Origin of the sequence: Streptomyces sp. NPDC057280, from assembly GCF_042668605.1 — a bacterium.
Taxonomy (GTDB): domain Bacteria; phylum Actinomycetota; class Actinomycetes; order Streptomycetales; family Streptomycetaceae; genus Streptomyces.
Genome location: NZ_JBHUYR010000001.1, coordinates 658,583 through 674,189, shown reverse-complemented (window position 1 = coordinate 674,189; position 15,607 = coordinate 658,583). Strand labels below are relative to the sequence as shown.

Genomic DNA, 15,607 nt, shown 5'->3' with positions numbered 1-15,607 from the left:
TCAACGATCGAGGGCGTCGCCGCTGCGACGACGCTTGCCGCTGAGGATCCGGCCGCGGGCCTCGCCGAAGCCGATCCGGGTGCCGTCGGCGCCCGGGGCGGTCGCGGTGAGGACGATCTCGTCGCCGTCCTCCAGGAACGTGCGCTCCTGGCCGTTGACCGTGATCGGTTCCTTGCCGCCCCAGGTCAGTTCGATGAAGGCACCGCGCTGCTCCTTCTCCGGGCCGGAGACGGTGCCGGACGCGAACAGGTCACCGGTGCGCGAGGGGGCGCCGTTGACGGTCTGGTGGGCCAGCATCTGGGCGGGGGACCAGTACATGGAGGCGTACGGCGGCCGGGAGACGACCTGGCCGTTCCACTCCACGGAGAGGTCCACGTCGAGACCCCAGGGCTGTTCCATGCGCAGATACGGCAGTACGGCCGGCTCCTGGACCGGGGTCGGGACCCTCGCCGCGTCCAGCGCGAGCAGCGGCACCACCCACGGGGAGACGGTGGAGGCGAACGACTTGCCCAGGTTGGGGCCGAGCGGGACGTACTCCCAGGCCTGGATGTCGCGCGCGGACCAGTCGTTGAAGAGCACCACCCCGAAGATGTGCCGTTCCGCGTCCTCGGCGCCGATGGACTCGCCCATGGCGCTGCCGGTGCCGAGGACGAAGCCCAGCTCGGCCTCGATGTCGAGGCGCGTCGAGGGACCGAAGACCGGTGCCGGGTCCTGGGGGCCCTTGCGCTGCCCGGAGGGGCGGATGACGTCCGTGCCCGAGACGACGACGGAGGCCGCGCGGCCGTGGTAACCCACCGGCAGATGCTTCCAGTTCGGCATCAGCGGGTCCGGGTTGTCGGGCCGGAACAGCCTGCCCAGGTTCGAGGCGTGGTGCTCGGAGGCGTAGAAGTCGACGTAGTCGGCGACCTCGAAGGGCAGGTGCAGGGTCACCGCGCCCAGGTCGTGGACGGCCTCGGTGGGGATCTCGCCCCGGAGACGCTCGGTGATCCCGGCCCGGACCTCGACCCAGCGGGTGTGGCCCTGCGCCATGAAGGCGTTGAGGCTCGGCCGGGCGAAGACGTCGTCGTCCAGCAGCAGGGCCAGGTCGATGACGTGGTCGCCGTAGCGGGTCGCGACGCGCGGCTCCTGGCCGGGCGTGGAGTAGACGCCGTAGGGCAGGTTGATCAGGCCGAAGAGGGAGTCGGCCGGGACGGTCAGCTGGGTGGTGCTGGTCATGCGGACACCTCGGTCAGGTCGGCGACGACGGTGGCGGGCAGAAGGCCGAGGCCGGCCGACTCGGTGGTGGGTTCGGCGACGGAGCATGTGCCGAACGAGCGGAAAACGTCACGGACTTCGGGTGACAGGGCGCGCACCCGCTCGGCGACCCGGCCGCCGCCGCGGTCGGCCAGCAGCGCGACCAGCTCCGCCTCCCCGGCACCCTTCAGGGCCGCGTCGGTGGCGAGGAGCAGGTTGAGGAAGCCGTGCTGCTCGAAGCCGGTCTCCGGATCGGTGGTGCGCAGCGCGTGATGCAGCCCGGCGGTCGCCTTGAACGCCACCCCGGCCCGGGTCGCGGCCAGGACGGCCGCCGCGAGTTCGCGCTCGTCGGGGTAGAGCTCGGCGCGGACGCCTCCGGTGCGGAACTTGGCCAGGTACGGCGTCCCGGCAAGCGCGGCGAGCAGCGCCTCACGCCGGTCGTCGCGCGGCACCTCGACGTACACGGTGAGGTCGGAGCCGTCGTTGATGGCCTCGACCAGCGCGGGTACGACCGAGTCGGCGGCGACGCCGTCCGGGACGGCGACCTCAAGGCCGACCAGCCGCACGGCCGGAATCCGCCGCGCCGCGGCGAGCGCGTCCGAGACACCCGGCAGCGCGACGGTCACCGACAGGTCGAAGGAGCCCTCCGGCAGGTCGGCGGTCAGCTCGGCGAGCCGGTCGATGTCCTTGGCGGCGAGCACGAACGCGCCGACCAGCCCCGCGTGCGCGCCTCCACGGTGCGCCACGTGCGCCGGCACGGCGTCCTCGAGCGGCAGGCTGCCGGGCGGGAAGACCGCCGCGTCGTCGAACAGGCCGATGAGCACCGGCGGGATCGGCACAGTCATCGGTTCTGCTCCCAGGAGTAGGCGTATGTGCCGTCGTCGGTCGCGCGTGCGGCCTCGCCGAGCTGGAGGGGACGGAACGTGTCGACCATGACGGCGAGTTCGTCGAAGAACTCCGCCCCGATCGAGCGCTCCATCGCGCCGGGCTGGGGGCCGTGCGGATGACCGCCCGGGTGCAGGGAGATCGAGCCCTGGCCGATCCCGGACCCCTTGCGTGCCTCGTAGTCGCCGCCGCAGTAGAACATGACCTCGTCGGAGTCGACATTGGAGTGGTAGTACGGCACCGGCACGGCCAGCGGGTGGTAATCCACCTTGCGGGGCACGAAGTTGCAGATCACGAAGTTGTGGCCCTCGAAGACCTGATGGGCCGGCGGCGGCTGGTGGACCCGGCCCGTGATCGGCTCGAAGTCACGGATGTTGAACACGTACGGGTACAGGCAGCCGTCCCAGCCGACGACGTCGAAGGGGTGGTGCGGCAGCGTGTGGACGGTGCCCACGACCCCGCCCGGGCCACGGTGCTTGATGTACACCTCGATGTTCTCGCCCTCGGCGGGCCGCGGCCCGACCGGGAGGCGGAAGTCCCGTTCGCAGTACGGCGCGTGCTCCAGGAGCTGGCCGTGCCGGGACAGATAGCGCCGCGGGGGGCCGATGTGCGAGTTGGCCTCGATCGCGTAGACGCGCACGGTGCCGTCCGGGACGATCCGGTACGTGGTCGCCCGCGGGACGATCACGTAGTCGCCGTCGCCCACCTCCAGGTCGCCGAAGACCGTCTCCACGCGCGCGTGGCCGTCCTCGACGTACAGACACTCGTCGCCGATCGCGTTGCGGTAGTACGGGCTGACCGTGTCGGCCACGACGTACGCCAGCCGTACGTCCTCGTTGCCCAGCAGCAGCCTGCGGCCGGTCACCGCGTCGATACCGGAGCCGCCGTCCGCGAAGAGCTTGTGCGTGGAGAGATGGCGGGGGACGAGGGGGTGGTTGGGGACCAGGGTCTGGTCGCCGGGCTCCCACACCCGGTACTCCCGCACCGCCGACGGGATGTGCCGGTGGTAGAGCAGCGAGGAGTCCGAGGAGAAGCCCTCCTCGCCCATCAGCTCCTCGTAGTAGAGGTTCCCGTCCGGGTCCCGGTGCTGGGTGTGGCGTTTCGGCGGAACCGCCCCCGCCTGGTGGTAGTACGGCACGAGTCTCCTTGCGCGCTCAGCGCACAATTTTGTGCGATGCTAGCGACAAACGGACGGTAGGTTCGGGGCGGCAGGTCAGTCAAGGTCGGGCCGTCGTCCTGGACGCCGCCCGTGGGTCCGACGTGGCGTGACGTGGCGCCCGAAGGGGCCTGCCGTTCTCTCGGAGGTGTCGATGGCCACCCTGCAAGGTCTGGACCGTGGGCTTCGGGCACTGGACCTGATCTCTCTGACGGCCGAGGGGCTGACGGTGGCGGACCTCGCGGCGCAGCTGGAGATCGACCGGGCCGTCGCGTACCGGATCGTGCAGACGCTGGAGGAGCACCTGCTGGTCTCGCGGCAGGGCAAGCGGGTGCGGCTCGGAGCCGGCGCCGCCACGCTGGCGGGGCGGTTCCAGCACCAGCTCGTGCTGGTGGCGCAACCGGTGCTCCAGGAACTCGCCGACGCCACCGGCGCCTCCGCCTTCCTGACGCTGGCGCACGGCGCGCGCGAGTGTGTCCCGGTGGCGGGTGCGCAGCCGACGGTTCAGCACGGCCCGGTCCAGGTGGGCTACCGCATCGGCGTCCGGCATCCGCTGGAGCGCGGGGCGAACGGCGTCGCCATCCTCGCGTCGCAGCCGCCGCTGCCCGACGAGCCGGACGAGATCGTGCGGGCCCGGGAGCTGGGCTACAGCCTCACCTCGGGACAGCTTCAGCAGGGTGCCACCGGGATCGCCGCGGGGTTCCGGGTGCCGGGCTCGGCGGGCGCATCGGTCGGAGTGGTGGCCATGCACGAGTTCGACGTCGAGTCGGTCGCCGCGGAGGTGAAGGCGGCGGCCGTACGGCTGTCGTCCCTCGGCACGCCCTGACGGCGTCCGACGACACGAACGTTCCCTTTCCGCTGGGCATATTGCTCAGTGAAGGCCGTGCTGGATGAGACAAACTGAGCAGCTTGAACAGCCTGAGAGGCGACTCTTGTGCAGGCGAGGGGTCCCGGTGTGTTCTACCGCCACGCGTTGGTGACACGCACACCGAAAGGGATGACCATGAGCATCGAGCAGACCCTCACGAGCCAGGAGCGTCTCGCGGAACTCGATCTGCAGCAGCTCAAGCAGTTGGTCGGGCTCGTGGAGTACGACGCTGCGGGCGACCCGTTCCCGGTGACCGGGTGGGACGCGGTGGTCTGGGCGGTGGGCAACGCGACGCAGGCCTCGCTCTACTTCCAGACGGTCTTCGGCATGGAGCTGGTCGCCTACTCCGGACCCGAGACCGGCAACCGTGACCACCACGCGTTCGTGCTCCGCTCCGGAGCGATCCGGTTCGTGCTCAAGGGCGGCGTCGACCCGGACAGCCCGCTGCTCGACCACCACCGCCGCCACGGTGACGGTGTCATCGACATCGCCCTCGAGGTGCCGGACGTCGACAGGTGCATCAAGCACGCCCGCGCGGAGGGCGCGACCGTCCTGGAGGAGCCGCACGACGTCACCGACGAGCACGGCACGGTCCGCATCGCCGCCATCGCCACCTACGGCGAGACCCGCCACACCCTGATCGACCGCTCCCGCTACACGGGCCCCTACCTGCCCGGCTACGTCGCCCGCACTTCCGGCTACGTCAAGCCCGAAGGCGAGCCCAAGCGCATCTTCCAGGCCCTCGACCACGTCGTGGGCAACGTCGAGCTCGGCCACATGGACGAGTGGGTCGACTTCTACAACCGCGTCATGGGCTTCACCAACATGGCCGAGTTCATCGGCGACGACATCGCCACCGAGTACTCGGCGCTCATGAGCAAGGTCGTCGCCAGCGGCAACCACCGCGTGAAGTTCCCGCTCAACGAGCCGGCGGTCGGAAAGAAGCGCTCGCAGATCGACGAGTACCTCGACTTCTACCGCAGCCCCGGCGCCCAGCACCTCGCCCTCGCCACCAACGACATCATCAGGACCGTCGACATCCTGCGCTCCAAGGGCATCGAGTTCCTCGCCACCCCGGAGAGCTACTACACCGACCCCGAGCTGCGCGCCCGCATCGGCAACGTCCGGGTCCCGATCGAGGAACTCGCCTCGCGCGGCATCCTCGTCGATCGCGACGAGGACGGCTACCTGCTGCAGATCTTCACCAAGCCGATCGGTGACCGGCCCACCGTCTTCTTCGAGTTCATCGAGCGCCACGGTTCACTGGGCTTCGGCAAGGGCAACTTCCAGGCCCTGTTCGAGGCGATCGAGCGCGAGCAGGCGAAGCGCGGCAACTTCTGATTTTGCTGAACCGGCAAACGGGCTGGTCGTGGGGCGGGGGGTTGCGCAGGATCGGCGGTACGGGGGTTCGGGAGTCCGGGAGTTCGGAGGAGCCGTATGACGCCGCACGCCGTCGAAGCCGCCCACCGATCGGTCAACTCGCCGGGAGGCCGCATCCACCTGGTGGAGCAGGGCACCGGGCCGCTGGTGCTGCTCGTTCACGGCTTCCCGGAATCCTGGTACTCCTGGCGCCATCAGCTGCCCGCGCTCGCGGCGGCGGGGTACCGCGCGGTGGCCGTCGACGTCCGCGGCTACGGCCGCTCGGCCAAGCCCGCCGCCGTGGCCGCGTACCGGATGCTGGACCTGGTGGAGGACAACGTCGCGGTGGTGCACGCCCTGGGCGAGGAGTTGGCGGTGGTCGTCGGCCACGACTGGGGCGCCGCCATCGCCGCGAACTCCGCTCTGCTCAGGCCGGACGTCTTCCGGGCGGTGGGGCTGCTCAGCGTTCCGTACGCCCCACGCGGTGGGCCCCGCCCCAGCGATCTCTTCGCCCGGATGGGCGGAGCGGAAGAGCAGGGCGGGGAAGGGGAGTTCGGTGGGGGAGAGGAGTTCTACGTCTCCTACTTCCAGGAGCCGGGCCGCGCCGAGGCCGAGATCGAGCCCGATGTACGGGGCTGGCTCGCGGGCTTTTACGCGGCACTGTCCGGCGACACCATGCCGCCACCCGGCGCTCCCGCTCCGCATTTCGTCAGCAAGGGCGGGACGCTGCGCGACCGGTTCCCGCGCGGCCCGCTGCCCGGGTGGCTCGGGGAGCACGAACTCGACTTCTACGCCGGGGAGTTCGAGCGCACGGGCCTGACCGGCGCGCTCAACCGGTACCGGAACATGGACCGCGACTGGGAGGACCTCGCCGCCTTCGACGGCGCCCCGATCACTCAGCCGTCGCTGTTCGTCGGCGGCAGCCTGGACGCCTCCACGACCTGGCTGGCCGACGCGATCGACGCCTACCCGGTCACGCTTCCCGGGCTGATCTCGTCCCAAATCCTCGACGGCTGCGGCCACTGGATCCAGCAGGAACGCCCCGCCGAGGTCAACCGGATCCTCGCCGACTGGCTGGCGGCGCTGCCTGGTCGGGGCTCGACCCACGTTCCTGCGCCTGTGACAGTATCGGCGCAGGGCGCGAGGCCGCCTGCTGAGGTTGAGGGCAGAGGACGAGTGACATGGACCGGCCGCCAGGCATGATCGACGTGGCCCGGGAGGCCGGCGTCTCGCACATCACCGTCTCCCGTGTCATCAACGGCCATCCGTCGGTCCGCCCGGAGACCCGGACCCGGGTCGAGGCGGCGATCGAGAAGCTGGGATACCGCCGCAACAGCGTCGCCAGAGCCCTCAAGAGCCGCCGCTCCTCGACGATCGGTGTCGTGATCGTGGGCTCCGACCTGTTCGAGCTGCCCCGCATCCTCCTCGGCGTGGAGACGGCCGCCAAGGACGCCGGCTACTGGGTGAGCCTGGCCAGCCGGCAGGGCGAGAGCACCACCGGTGACCTCGTGGAGACGCTGCGGCGGCTCACCGACCAGTCGGTCGAGGCGATCGCGGTCGTCGCCGACCGTCCCGTCGCCGTCGAGGCACTCACCCGCCTCGCCATCGGGGTCCCGGTCGCGGTGGTGATGTCCGGTAACGTCCCCAGCCCCGATCTGAGCTTCGTCGAGGTCGACCAGGAACTCGGCGCCCGTCTCGCCGTCCGCCACCTGACCGACCTCGGACACCGCGACATCGCCCACCTCACGGGTGCGCTGCGCACCTTCGACGCCCGGGCCCGCGTCGAGGGCTGGCGGGCGGAACTCGCCGCCGCGGGAGCCGAAGGGGCCCTGCTGGAAGGGGACTTCAGCGCGGAGAGCGGATTCCGTCTCGCCCGCGAACTCTGTGCCGCGGACGCGGCCCTGCCCACCGCGGTCTTCGCGGGAAACGACCAGATGGCGATGGGAGTCCTGGCCGCGTTCGCCGAGCGGGGCGTGCGGGTGCCGCAGGACGTGTCGGTCGTCGGCTTCGACGACATGAAGGGCGCCGGATATCTGGTCCCGGCCCTGACCTCGGTCCGGCAGGACTTCGCCCACGTCGGCCGCAGTGCCATCGAGGTGCTGGTGCGGATGCTGGGCGGGGAGCCCGCGGAACGCCACAAGATCGCCCCGGACCTCGTCGTACGGCGCAGCACCGCGGCTCCCCGCACGCCCCGACCCTGACCGACGGGAAGCAAGGTTCGTCAGGGTGAAGACCTGGGCAGCTTGTTAACGTTAACATCGCGTTGGTCCCCGGCCGACACCAGCAGAGAGAACTCCGCATGACGACAGCTCAGCAGCCGCCTCTGTCCTTCCCCGCGCACTTCCTCCTCGGCTCCGCGACCGCCGCCTACCAGATCGAGGGCGCCGCCGACGAGGACGGGCGCGGCCCCTCGATCTGGGACACCTTCTCCCACACCCCGGGCAAGACCTGGAACGGCGACACGGGGGACGTCGCCGCCGACCACTACCACCGCCTCGAAGCCGACCTCGACCTCATGGCGTCGCTGGGCCTGCGTGCCTACCGCTTCTCCCTCGCCTGGCCGCGCATACAGCCCACGGGCCGCGGCCCCGCCAACCCCAAGGGCCTGGACTTCTACAGCCGGCTGGTCGACGGTCTGCTCGCCCGGGACATCACCCCGGTCGCGACGCTCTACCACTGGGACCTGCCCCAGGCGCTGGAGGACGAGGGCGGCTGGACCAACCGCGCCACCGCCCACGCCTTCGCCGACTACGCCCGCATCGTCGGCGAGGCCCTCGGCGACCGCGTCGCGATCTGGACGACCCTCAACGAACCCTGGTGCTCCGCCTACCTCGGCTACGGCTCCGGCGCGCACGCCCCCGGCCGCACCGACGGCGCCGCGGCACTGACCGCCGTGCACCACCTCAACCTCGCCCACGGTCTCGCGGTCGAGCAGCTCAGGGCGGTCACCACCAACGACCCGCAGTACTCGATCACCCTCAACTTCCATGTGCTGCGCGGCAAGGGAGAGGGCGCGGAGGAGGCCGTACGACGGATCGACGCCCTCGCCAACCGGGCCTTCACCGAGCCGCTGCTGCGCGGCCGCTACCCGCAGGACCTCATCGAGGACACCGCGGGGATCACCGACTGGGCGTTCGTCGAGGACGGTGACCTGGCCCGGATCCACCAGCCCCTGGACCTGCTCGGCGTCAACTACTACGCCACCACCACGGTCGGCCTGTGGGACGGCGGCGCGCCCCGCCAGAACAACGACGGCCACAAGGACGTCGGCGGCTCGCCCTGGCCCGGCTCACCGCAGGTGGAGTTCCACGCGACGGACGGCCCGCACACCGCCATGGGCTGGAACATCGACCCCGACGGCCTGGAGGAACTCCTCCTGGACCTGCATGCCCGGTTCCCCGGCCAGCCGCTGGTCATCACCGAGAACGGGGCGGCCTTCGAGGACCAGGTCAGCGTCGGTCCCGACGGCAGTCACGCCGTGCACGACCCCGAGCGGGTGGACTACATCCACCGTCACCTCGCCGCCGCCCAGCGGGCCCTCGCCGCCGGTGTGGATCTGCGGGGGTACTTCGTGTGGTCGCTGATGGACAACTTCGAGTGGGGCTACGGCTACTCCAAGCGCTTCGGCATCGTCCACGTGGACTACGAGACCCAGCGCCGCACGCTGAAGGACAGTGCGCTGTGGTACCGGGAAGTGGTGCGGAAGCACAGCGCAGCAGCTGCCGCGTCACTCAATTGACGGTGGCGGCGGCCTGGCGCGGCGCCGTCACCGGGTGCTTGCTCATGATGGAGACGCGGTTGAACGCGCCGATGGTGACGGCCACCCAGATCACGGCCGAGATCTGGTCCTCGGTGAGGATGCGACGGGCGACCTCGTAGGCGGCCTCCTGGGCGGCGGAGTCGGTCGCGTGGGTCGTCGCCTCCGCGAGCTCCAGCGCCGCACGCTCCACGGGGGTGAACACGTCGGCGTCCCGCCAGGCCGCCAGGACGCCCAGTCGCTGCGGCGACTCACCCGCGCGCAGGGCCCTGCGGGTGTGCAGATCGAGGCAGTAGGCACAGCCGTTCAGTTGGGACACACGCAGGTTGACCAGCTCGACGGTCGTCCGGTCCAGCCCCGCCTCGGCGGCCGTGGCGCTCACCGCCTCCGAGGTCTTCACCAGAGCCTGGAAGGCCTGCGGGCTCTGCTTGTCGATGAAGATCCTGCGCGGTGCGGATCCGTTGCCGTGCTCACTCACTGCGCGCCTCCCAGGGCAGGCCGGTCGGTGTCGGGGGTTCGCCACACCCGTTCCGCGTACGCGACGAAGTTGCGTCCCATGACCTTCTCGATTCGTGTCGTGGACCAGCCACGCTGCTCCAACAGGCGTATCAACTCACGGAACTGCTCCACACCGCGCAGATCGACCACGAACGGGAAGGTGTCCGCGCGCTCCCCGGCCGCCGACACGCCCGCCTCCTGGCGGCGCGCCACATGCTCGGCGAGCCGCGCCCGGTAGGCGTCGAGGTCGTCGATGGCGGTGACCGGTCCGTCGGTGCCGATGCCGACGTGGTCCTCTCCGCACACGTTCACGGCGTGCACGAGGTGCTCGACCACGTCGGCCGCGCTCGCATGACCGGTGGGGTTCAGGAAGGGCATGAAGTAGATGCCGACGAAACCGCCCCGGGAGGCCACCAGGCGCAGTTCCTCGTCCGTCTTGTTGCGCGGCAGATCGGTCAGCGCCCGGCATCCGGTGTGGTTGATCGACACCGGCACGGAGGAGTGCTCGGCCGCGTCGAGACACGTCCGCTCGCCGCTGTGCGAGAGATCGACCATCAGGTGCTGCTCATTGAGCGCGTCGACCACCTCGCGCCCGAAGGCGGTCAGCGGGGTGTCGGCGGGCGCCATCGAACCACCGCCCAGCCGGTTGGCCTGGTTGTACGTCAACTGCACCACGCGGACCCCGCGGTGGGCGAAGACGGCGACCCGGCCGGCGTCGTCCCCGACGGCCTCCGCGTTCTGGAAGCCGTAGATGACACCGATCCGCCCGTCGCGGTGCGCGGTGTGGAGGTCGGCGACGCCGGTGACCTTCAGCAGGTCGTCGGGGTGGCGGGCGACGACGGCGTCCCACACGTCGATCTCGTGCAGGGTGTGCTCGTACGGCGTCAGGTCGCCCATCACATAGCCGAGGGTGATGTTGACGGCCGTCAGTCCGGAGGCGCGTGCCTCGGCCAGCGTGCGGGCGTCGACGGTGAGTTGCTCGCCGCTCGCGTTGAGGTCGCCCGCGGCGGCCAGCGACTGCGGGGCGTTGGGATTGTCGAGCTGGCCGAGCGCGTTGATGATCATCGGCGTGCCGGTCAACGGTTCCCCCCGGGTCGGTCGGTGGTGCGGGCGGCGCGCGGGAAGCGTCGGCCCCGCTTCACGGTCAGAGTGATGGTGCGCAGGTAGTCGATGTCGGCCAGCGGGTCGCACGCGAACACCGCGAGGTCGGCCAGCTTGCCCGGTTCCACACTGCCGGTGAGGTGTCCGGCGCCGGCGCTGCGGGCGCCCACGAGGGTCGCCGAGCGCAGCACGTCCGCCGCCGGGAGGCCGCATCGCCGTACCAGAAAGGCGAGTTCCTCGTACAAGGCGGGGAACGGCTCATCGGGCGGTGTCTCGTAGTCGGTCCCGGTGGCCAGTTCGACTCCCGCGCGGTGCGCCTGCCGCGTCAGGGCGATCGCCAACTCCGTGTTGCGGGCGGCGCGTTCGGCCGCCTCCGGGTCATCGGTCGCGAACTCGCGGGAGGCGTAAAGACCGGCGGTCGCGTCCAGCACGACACCCTGCTCGCGCATCCGGGCGAAGAGCTTCTCCAGTCTCTCGTCCTCGCCGGTGACCAGGCTCGCGTGGTCGACGGGCGGCTTGTCCTTGTAGGACGTCAGCGGCCCGGTCGCCGCCTCGTGAGCGACCAGGGTGACATGCGAGACGCTGTCCACACCGGCCGCGACGACGTCGCCCGGCGACGCGGGGAACACGGCGGCGTGCGCCCACACCGGGATGCCCTGCCGGTGTGCCTCCGCGGTGATGGCGGCGACGAGGGAGGCGTCGAGGTCGGCGTACACCTTGATCGCGGCCGCGGAGGTGCCGCGGGCCAGGGCGACGGACAGCGGCAGGTCGCTCGTGTCGGTGACGGCCTGCATCCAGGGGACCTCGCCCGCCACCGCGCCCTGGGTGACCTGGTGCGTGCGGGGGTCGTCGAAGAAGCCGGGGCCCGCCATGAGCGCCGCGTAGTGGATGTCGGGTGCGGGGATCTCCCCGACCCGTGCCGCCCGGGCGAGGTCGCCGATCTGCCGCAGGTCGTCGGCCATGTCCCTGACGGCGGTGACCCCGCTGTGCACCAGACGGCGCAGGACGGCCTCGGCGGCCGGACGGTCGGGTGGCGTGGCGAGGTGCTGGTGTGCGTCGACGAGCCCGGGGGTGACGAACTGCCCCGTCAGATCGACGACTTCAGCCCCCTCGACGTACCCCGCGGGGTTGGTGTCGTCCACGACGGCCCGGATCACGGAGCCGTCGACGACGATCGACGTGCCCGGCCGGGGCGGGCTGCCGGTCCCGTCGAACAGGGTGGCGCCCCGGTAGACGACGACCGCGCCCGGCCCGGGCGGCGCGAACGGCGGCGCCGCTCCGGCTGTGTCGCTCGTCAAGCTCACCACTCCCTCGATAGGCGACCTTGTTGCGCTGTAGGTAACGGCGCTCTCGGTCAACGAAACAAGCGGTACCCTACCCCCGGACCCCGGCGAGCGACATGCCCCACCGGGAGGCTCCGCACGCAGCTGCCGGAAGGGTTTCCATGCCACGAGCGCCACAAGTGCCAGAAGCGCCCCCTGCGCCGCGTACGGCCGTGGACAAAGCGCTGGATCTGATCGAGGCCGTCGGCCGGGCGCCCCGACCGCCCCGGCTCACCGAGCTCGCGGACGAGGTCGGGCTGCACCGGGCCACCGCCTACCGGATCCTCGTGGACCTGGTCCGGCGCGGCTGGGTCCTGCGCGCCGACGACCGCTACCTGCCCGGCACGGCCGTACTCCTGCTGTCGGCCCGGGCCGCCCGCAACTCCCTGACCTCGGTGGCCCGTCCAGTGCTGGAGAAGCTGTCCGCGCAGACCGGCCTGATGGCCAACCTCCAGGTCCTGGAGAGCGACGGTTCACGCGTCGTGGACGTCGTCCGGCCGGACCGCCTCGCCATGATCAGCACCCTGCTCGGCGACCGGCTGCCGGCCCACCGCTTCGCCGGGCCGCTCGCTTTGGTCGCCGCGCTCACGCCCGAGGCGCGCGGTCCCTATCTCGACGCGGCCCGCGCACAGGGGCAGCCCCTCGACGGGGACACCGGCCTGCTCGCCGACATCGCCCGGACCGAGGCCGCCGGCCACGCCGTCGAACACGGGCGCAACGACCAGTTCGTGGCGTCCGTCAGCCGAGCGGTCGTACCCGTGCCCGGAGCGCCCGTCTGCGCGATCACCCTCGTCGGCCCCGCCGCCGAGATCGACGAGGCGCACCTGCCGGCGCTGGGCGACGCCCTCGCCTCGGCGGTCGACACGCTGACCGGTCTGTTGTGCCGGGCGGGCGGGGTGGTGGACGTATGAGCGAGCTGCTCCTGCTCGACGAAGCCGCCACGCTGGCCGCTCTCGACCCCCGCCGCCTCATGACCGCGGTCGCAGACGCGCTCGTCGCCGTGGCGCGGGGCCGGGCCTCGGCGCCGCCGCGGTCGGCTGCCTTCACCCCGCACGGGCTGCTGGGCGCCATGCCGGGATACGTCCCCGGGCAGGGCCTCGCAGCGAAACTGGTGACGGTGTTCGCCGACCCCGGCCACCCCGGCCGCAGCACCCATCGCGGCATCGTCGCCCTCTTCGACTCCGAGGACGGCCGCCCCCTGGCGGTGATGGACGCGGAGCCCATCACCGCATGGCGCACCGCGGCGTCCGCCACCCACAGCGCCCTGGCCCTGGCCCGCCCCGGTCCGGTCGTCGTCGTGGGCACCGGCGTGCAGGCCCGCGCGCAGGTCGGCCTGCTGGCCGTGCTCCGGCCCGACGAGCCCGTCACCGTGGTGGGCCGCGACTACGAGGCGGCTCGCGCGACGGCCGCCCTGCACCCCGTCGGCCGCGCGGCCGACGGCATCGAGAAAGCCGTACGTCAGGCGGCCACGGTCTACTGCTGCACCGGCGCGACCACCCCGGTCCTGCGCCGTGACTGGCTGGCCCCGGGCACCCATGTCAGCTCGGTCGGCGGCTCGCAGGGTCACGAGCTGGACGCCGCCACCGTCCAGGACGCGACGCTCTACGCCGAGTGGCCCGGAGCGGCCGCCACGCCACCGCCTTCCGGCGCCCACGAACTGCAGGGACTGCCGCCGGACCGGACCGTCACCCTCCTGGGCGCGGTCCTCGACGGCTCGGCCCCCGGCCGGCGCACACCGGACGAGCTCACGGTGTACAAGTCCACCGGGCACGCGGTGCTGGACGTGGCGGCCGCGTACGTCGTGCACAGCGCGGTGACGGGCCGGCAGGCCGGGTAGGGCAGCCGTCCGGCTTGGGATTGCCAGGCGCGGGGAAGGCCGTGCCGCCCTGACGCGCCTCGACGGCCCGGTCCACGGCGTTCGCGTGGACCGGGCCGGGGTGAAGGCGTGAGCGGAGCCCGGGGTGAGGCGAGGGGTGCCGTCAGGGTTGGAACGGCAGCAGGGCGCAGGTGGACGCGACCGGCTTGCCGTTGAGTCGATCGGTCAGCCAGGAGACGGCGTCGCCCTGGTCGGTGAGCAGGGGTGCGAAGTGGTTGATCAGCGAGCTGCCCGCGCAGGGCAGGACCACCGGCTTGTAGGTGACGTTGCCGCCCAGCCGGCACCAGTCCACAGCGAGACCGCGCGCCTGCGCGTGCGGGACCAGGTCGTCGCTCGTGCCGGTCGCCAGCCGGACCGGCCCGCTCGGGCGGGTGGTGCCGATGCGCTGTTCGTCGAGGAAGGCCTGGAGGGCAGGTTCGGCCGCGATGACGTCGCTGATGGACCTGCCGTCGGTCGTCCAGGCGGTGCTCCGCGCCGAGTTGTACGCGAACAGGGCGTCCCCCACGCACATGGTGGACAGATCGTCGAGCGCCGCGCGGCCGGCCGCGTTGAGATGGGCGTCGGCGATCGGCCGCAGCGCGGGGTCGGACTGGAGGAAACCGTTGACGGACCAGCCCAGTGCGCCGGCGAGGTCGCTGCCGTCGATGGCCTTGGTGACCTCTGTCAGGTCGGCGGGCGGCGCCCCGGCGTAGGTGCCGGCGATCAGGACGTCGGGGGCGTAGGCGGACCGGAGTTCGGCGGCCGCGGCGGTGGCGCCGCCGCCCTGGCTGTAGCCGAACAGGGCCACGCGTGAGGCGGTGGTGAGCGAGGTGCCGGGGAGCGATCGGGCGGCGCGGACGGCGTCCAGGACCGCGTGGGCCTCGTCCACCCGGTTCACGTACGTGTGCAGCCGGTCCGTCGTGCCGAGGCCGGCGTAGTCGGTCACGACGACGGCGATGCCCTTGGCGAGCAGGCGGTAGACGGCCAGGTCCTCGTAACCGACGGAAACGGTCTGCCCGTTGAGCTGGAGGGGATGCTCGAGACCGAGGGAGGCGGCGCACTGGTCGCCCTGGCCCATGGTCCCGGGAGCCAGGGCGACCAGCGGCCGGGGGCCGGTGCCCTGCCAGGCGGCGGACGGCTCGATGTAGGCGCCGGTCACCGCCACGGGCCGGCCGTTGGAGTCGGTCGACTTGTACATCAGGCGGGTGGCTCTGCCGGGGAGCGGACCGTCGATTCCGGGCAGGCTCAGCGCGAGCGGCAGCGGCTCGCTGCGGACGAGTGCTCCGTCGGCGTTCGGCAAGGTCGCGGGCGGGTTGTAGAACGCGGGGATGGTGACGCCGCGGGAGACGACGGTGCCGGCGTCGGAGGCGAGAGCCGGGACGGTCGAGGCGATGAGGCACGTGGCGGCCGTGACGGCCGCGGCGGCGAGACGTACGGGAACGGGCATGCGAGACCTCCGGAGATGGGGGAGGCCGAGCTTCAGGTGCGGCTCGGTGACCTGACGGGCCGGTCGGGCGGGACGCGGGCATCCGGAGGCGGTCGTCCCACCGCTGCTCCGATGCCACTCTTAGAC

Annotated in this window: 14 protein-coding genes; 7 read left to right on the top strand and 7 right to left on the bottom strand. The window is 71.8% G+C overall.

Annotated features, from left to right (window positions below; translation table 11 throughout):
• Genes fahA through ACFUO4_RS03015 form a run of 3 tightly spaced genes read right to left on the bottom strand, consistent with a single transcriptional unit; the run spans position 1 to position 3,256 of the window.
• Positions 1 to 1,215 carry a fumarylacetoacetase gene (fahA, locus tag ACFUO4_RS03025; protein WP_383479318.1) on the bottom strand — a complete coding sequence of 405 codons (1,215 nt, stop codon included), beginning with the start codon at positions 1,213 to 1,215 and terminating at the stop codon, positions 1 to 3.
• Positions 1,212 to 2,078 carry a hypothetical protein gene (locus tag ACFUO4_RS03020; RefSeq protein WP_383479316.1) on the bottom strand — a complete coding sequence of 289 codons (867 nt, stop codon included), beginning with the start codon at positions 2,076 to 2,078 and terminating at the stop codon, positions 1,212 to 1,214. The genes fahA and ACFUO4_RS03020 overlap by 4 nt, the downstream gene beginning before the upstream one ends.
• A complete protein-coding gene (locus ACFUO4_RS03015; protein WP_383479314.1) occupies positions 2,075 to 3,256 on the bottom strand; it encodes a homogentisate 1,2-dioxygenase in 1,182 nt (393 codons plus the stop codon). The genes ACFUO4_RS03020 and ACFUO4_RS03015 overlap by 4 nt, the downstream gene beginning before the upstream one ends.
• A gap of 172 nt (positions 3,257 to 3,428) precedes the next feature.
• On the opposite strand from ACFUO4_RS03015, the gene ACFUO4_RS03010 reads away from it, so the two are divergent.
• The 5 genes from ACFUO4_RS03010 to ACFUO4_RS02990 all read left to right on the top strand — a co-directional run bounded on the left by ACFUO4_RS03010 (position 3,429) and on the right by ACFUO4_RS02990 (position 9,240).
• On the top strand, positions 3,429 to 4,100 hold the full coding sequence (locus tag ACFUO4_RS03010) for an IclR family transcriptional regulator (protein WP_383479312.1): 672 nt from the start codon (positions 3,429 to 3,431) through the stop codon (positions 4,098 to 4,100).
• A 177-nt stretch (positions 4,101 to 4,277) separates the two neighbouring features.
• On the top strand, positions 4,278 to 5,483 hold the full coding sequence (gene hppD, locus ACFUO4_RS03005; RefSeq protein WP_383479310.1) for a 4-hydroxyphenylpyruvate dioxygenase: 1,206 nt from the start codon (positions 4,278 to 4,280) through the stop codon (positions 5,481 to 5,483).
• A 96-nt stretch (positions 5,484 to 5,579) separates the two neighbouring features.
• Positions 5,580 to 6,704, top strand: coding sequence for an alpha/beta fold hydrolase (locus ACFUO4_RS03000; RefSeq protein WP_383479308.1), 1,125 nt, complete (start codon positions 5,580 to 5,582; stop codon positions 6,702 to 6,704).
• The gene (locus ACFUO4_RS02995; protein ID WP_383479306.1) at positions 6,683 to 7,702 is read left to right on the top strand and encodes a LacI family DNA-binding transcriptional regulator; all 1,020 of its coding nucleotides are present in this window, start codon (positions 6,683 to 6,685) and stop codon (positions 7,700 to 7,702) included. Before ACFUO4_RS03000 ends, ACFUO4_RS02995 begins: the two co-directional genes overlap by 22 nt.
• Before the next feature lie 98 nt (positions 7,703 to 7,800).
• Positions 7,801 to 9,240 carry a GH1 family beta-glucosidase gene (locus ACFUO4_RS02990; RefSeq protein ID WP_383479304.1) on the top strand — a complete coding sequence of 480 codons (1,440 nt, stop codon included), beginning with the start codon at positions 7,801 to 7,803 and terminating at the stop codon, positions 9,238 to 9,240.
• Here ACFUO4_RS02990 and ACFUO4_RS02985 read toward each other — a convergent pair.
• Genes ACFUO4_RS02985 through ACFUO4_RS02975 form a run of 3 tightly spaced genes read right to left on the bottom strand, consistent with a single transcriptional unit; the run spans position 9,233 to position 12,155 of the window.
• Positions 9,233 to 9,736: a carboxymuconolactone decarboxylase family protein gene (locus ACFUO4_RS02985; RefSeq protein WP_383479302.1), complete on the bottom strand. Its 504-nt coding sequence runs from the start codon at positions 9,734 to 9,736 to the stop codon at positions 9,233 to 9,235. The two genes, ACFUO4_RS02990 and ACFUO4_RS02985, sit on opposite strands and share 8 nt — an antisense overlap.
• Entirely contained in the window at positions 9,733 to 10,836 is a 1,104-nt protein-coding gene (locus tag ACFUO4_RS02980) for a dipeptidase (protein WP_383479300.1), read from the bottom strand. Before ACFUO4_RS02980 ends, ACFUO4_RS02985 begins: the two co-directional genes overlap by 4 nt.
• Positions 10,833 to 12,155 carry an amidohydrolase family protein gene (locus ACFUO4_RS02975; protein WP_383479298.1) on the bottom strand — a complete coding sequence of 441 codons (1,323 nt, stop codon included), beginning with the start codon at positions 12,153 to 12,155 and terminating at the stop codon, positions 10,833 to 10,835. The genes ACFUO4_RS02980 and ACFUO4_RS02975 overlap by 4 nt, the downstream gene beginning before the upstream one ends.
• A 197-nt stretch (positions 12,156 to 12,352) precedes the next feature.
• On the opposite strand from ACFUO4_RS02975, the gene ACFUO4_RS02970 reads away from it, so the two are divergent.
• A complete protein-coding gene (locus ACFUO4_RS02970) occupies positions 12,353 to 13,090 on the top strand; it encodes an IclR family transcriptional regulator (protein ID WP_383479296.1) in 738 nt (245 codons plus the stop codon).
• Positions 13,087 to 14,016 carry an ornithine cyclodeaminase family protein gene (locus ACFUO4_RS02965; RefSeq protein ID WP_383479294.1) on the top strand — a complete coding sequence of 310 codons (930 nt, stop codon included), beginning with the start codon at positions 13,087 to 13,089 and terminating at the stop codon, positions 14,014 to 14,016. Before ACFUO4_RS02970 ends, ACFUO4_RS02965 begins: the two co-directional genes overlap by 4 nt.
• Positions 14,017 to 14,158: 142 nt before the next feature.
• Here ACFUO4_RS02965 and ACFUO4_RS02960 read toward each other — a convergent pair whose 3' ends face one another.
• Complete coding sequence (locus tag ACFUO4_RS02960; RefSeq protein WP_383479292.1) at positions 14,159 to 15,481, bottom strand: alpha/beta fold hydrolase; 1,323 nt, start codon at positions 15,479 to 15,481, stop codon at positions 14,159 to 14,161.
• Between the last annotated feature and the right edge of the window lie 126 nt (positions 15,482 to 15,607).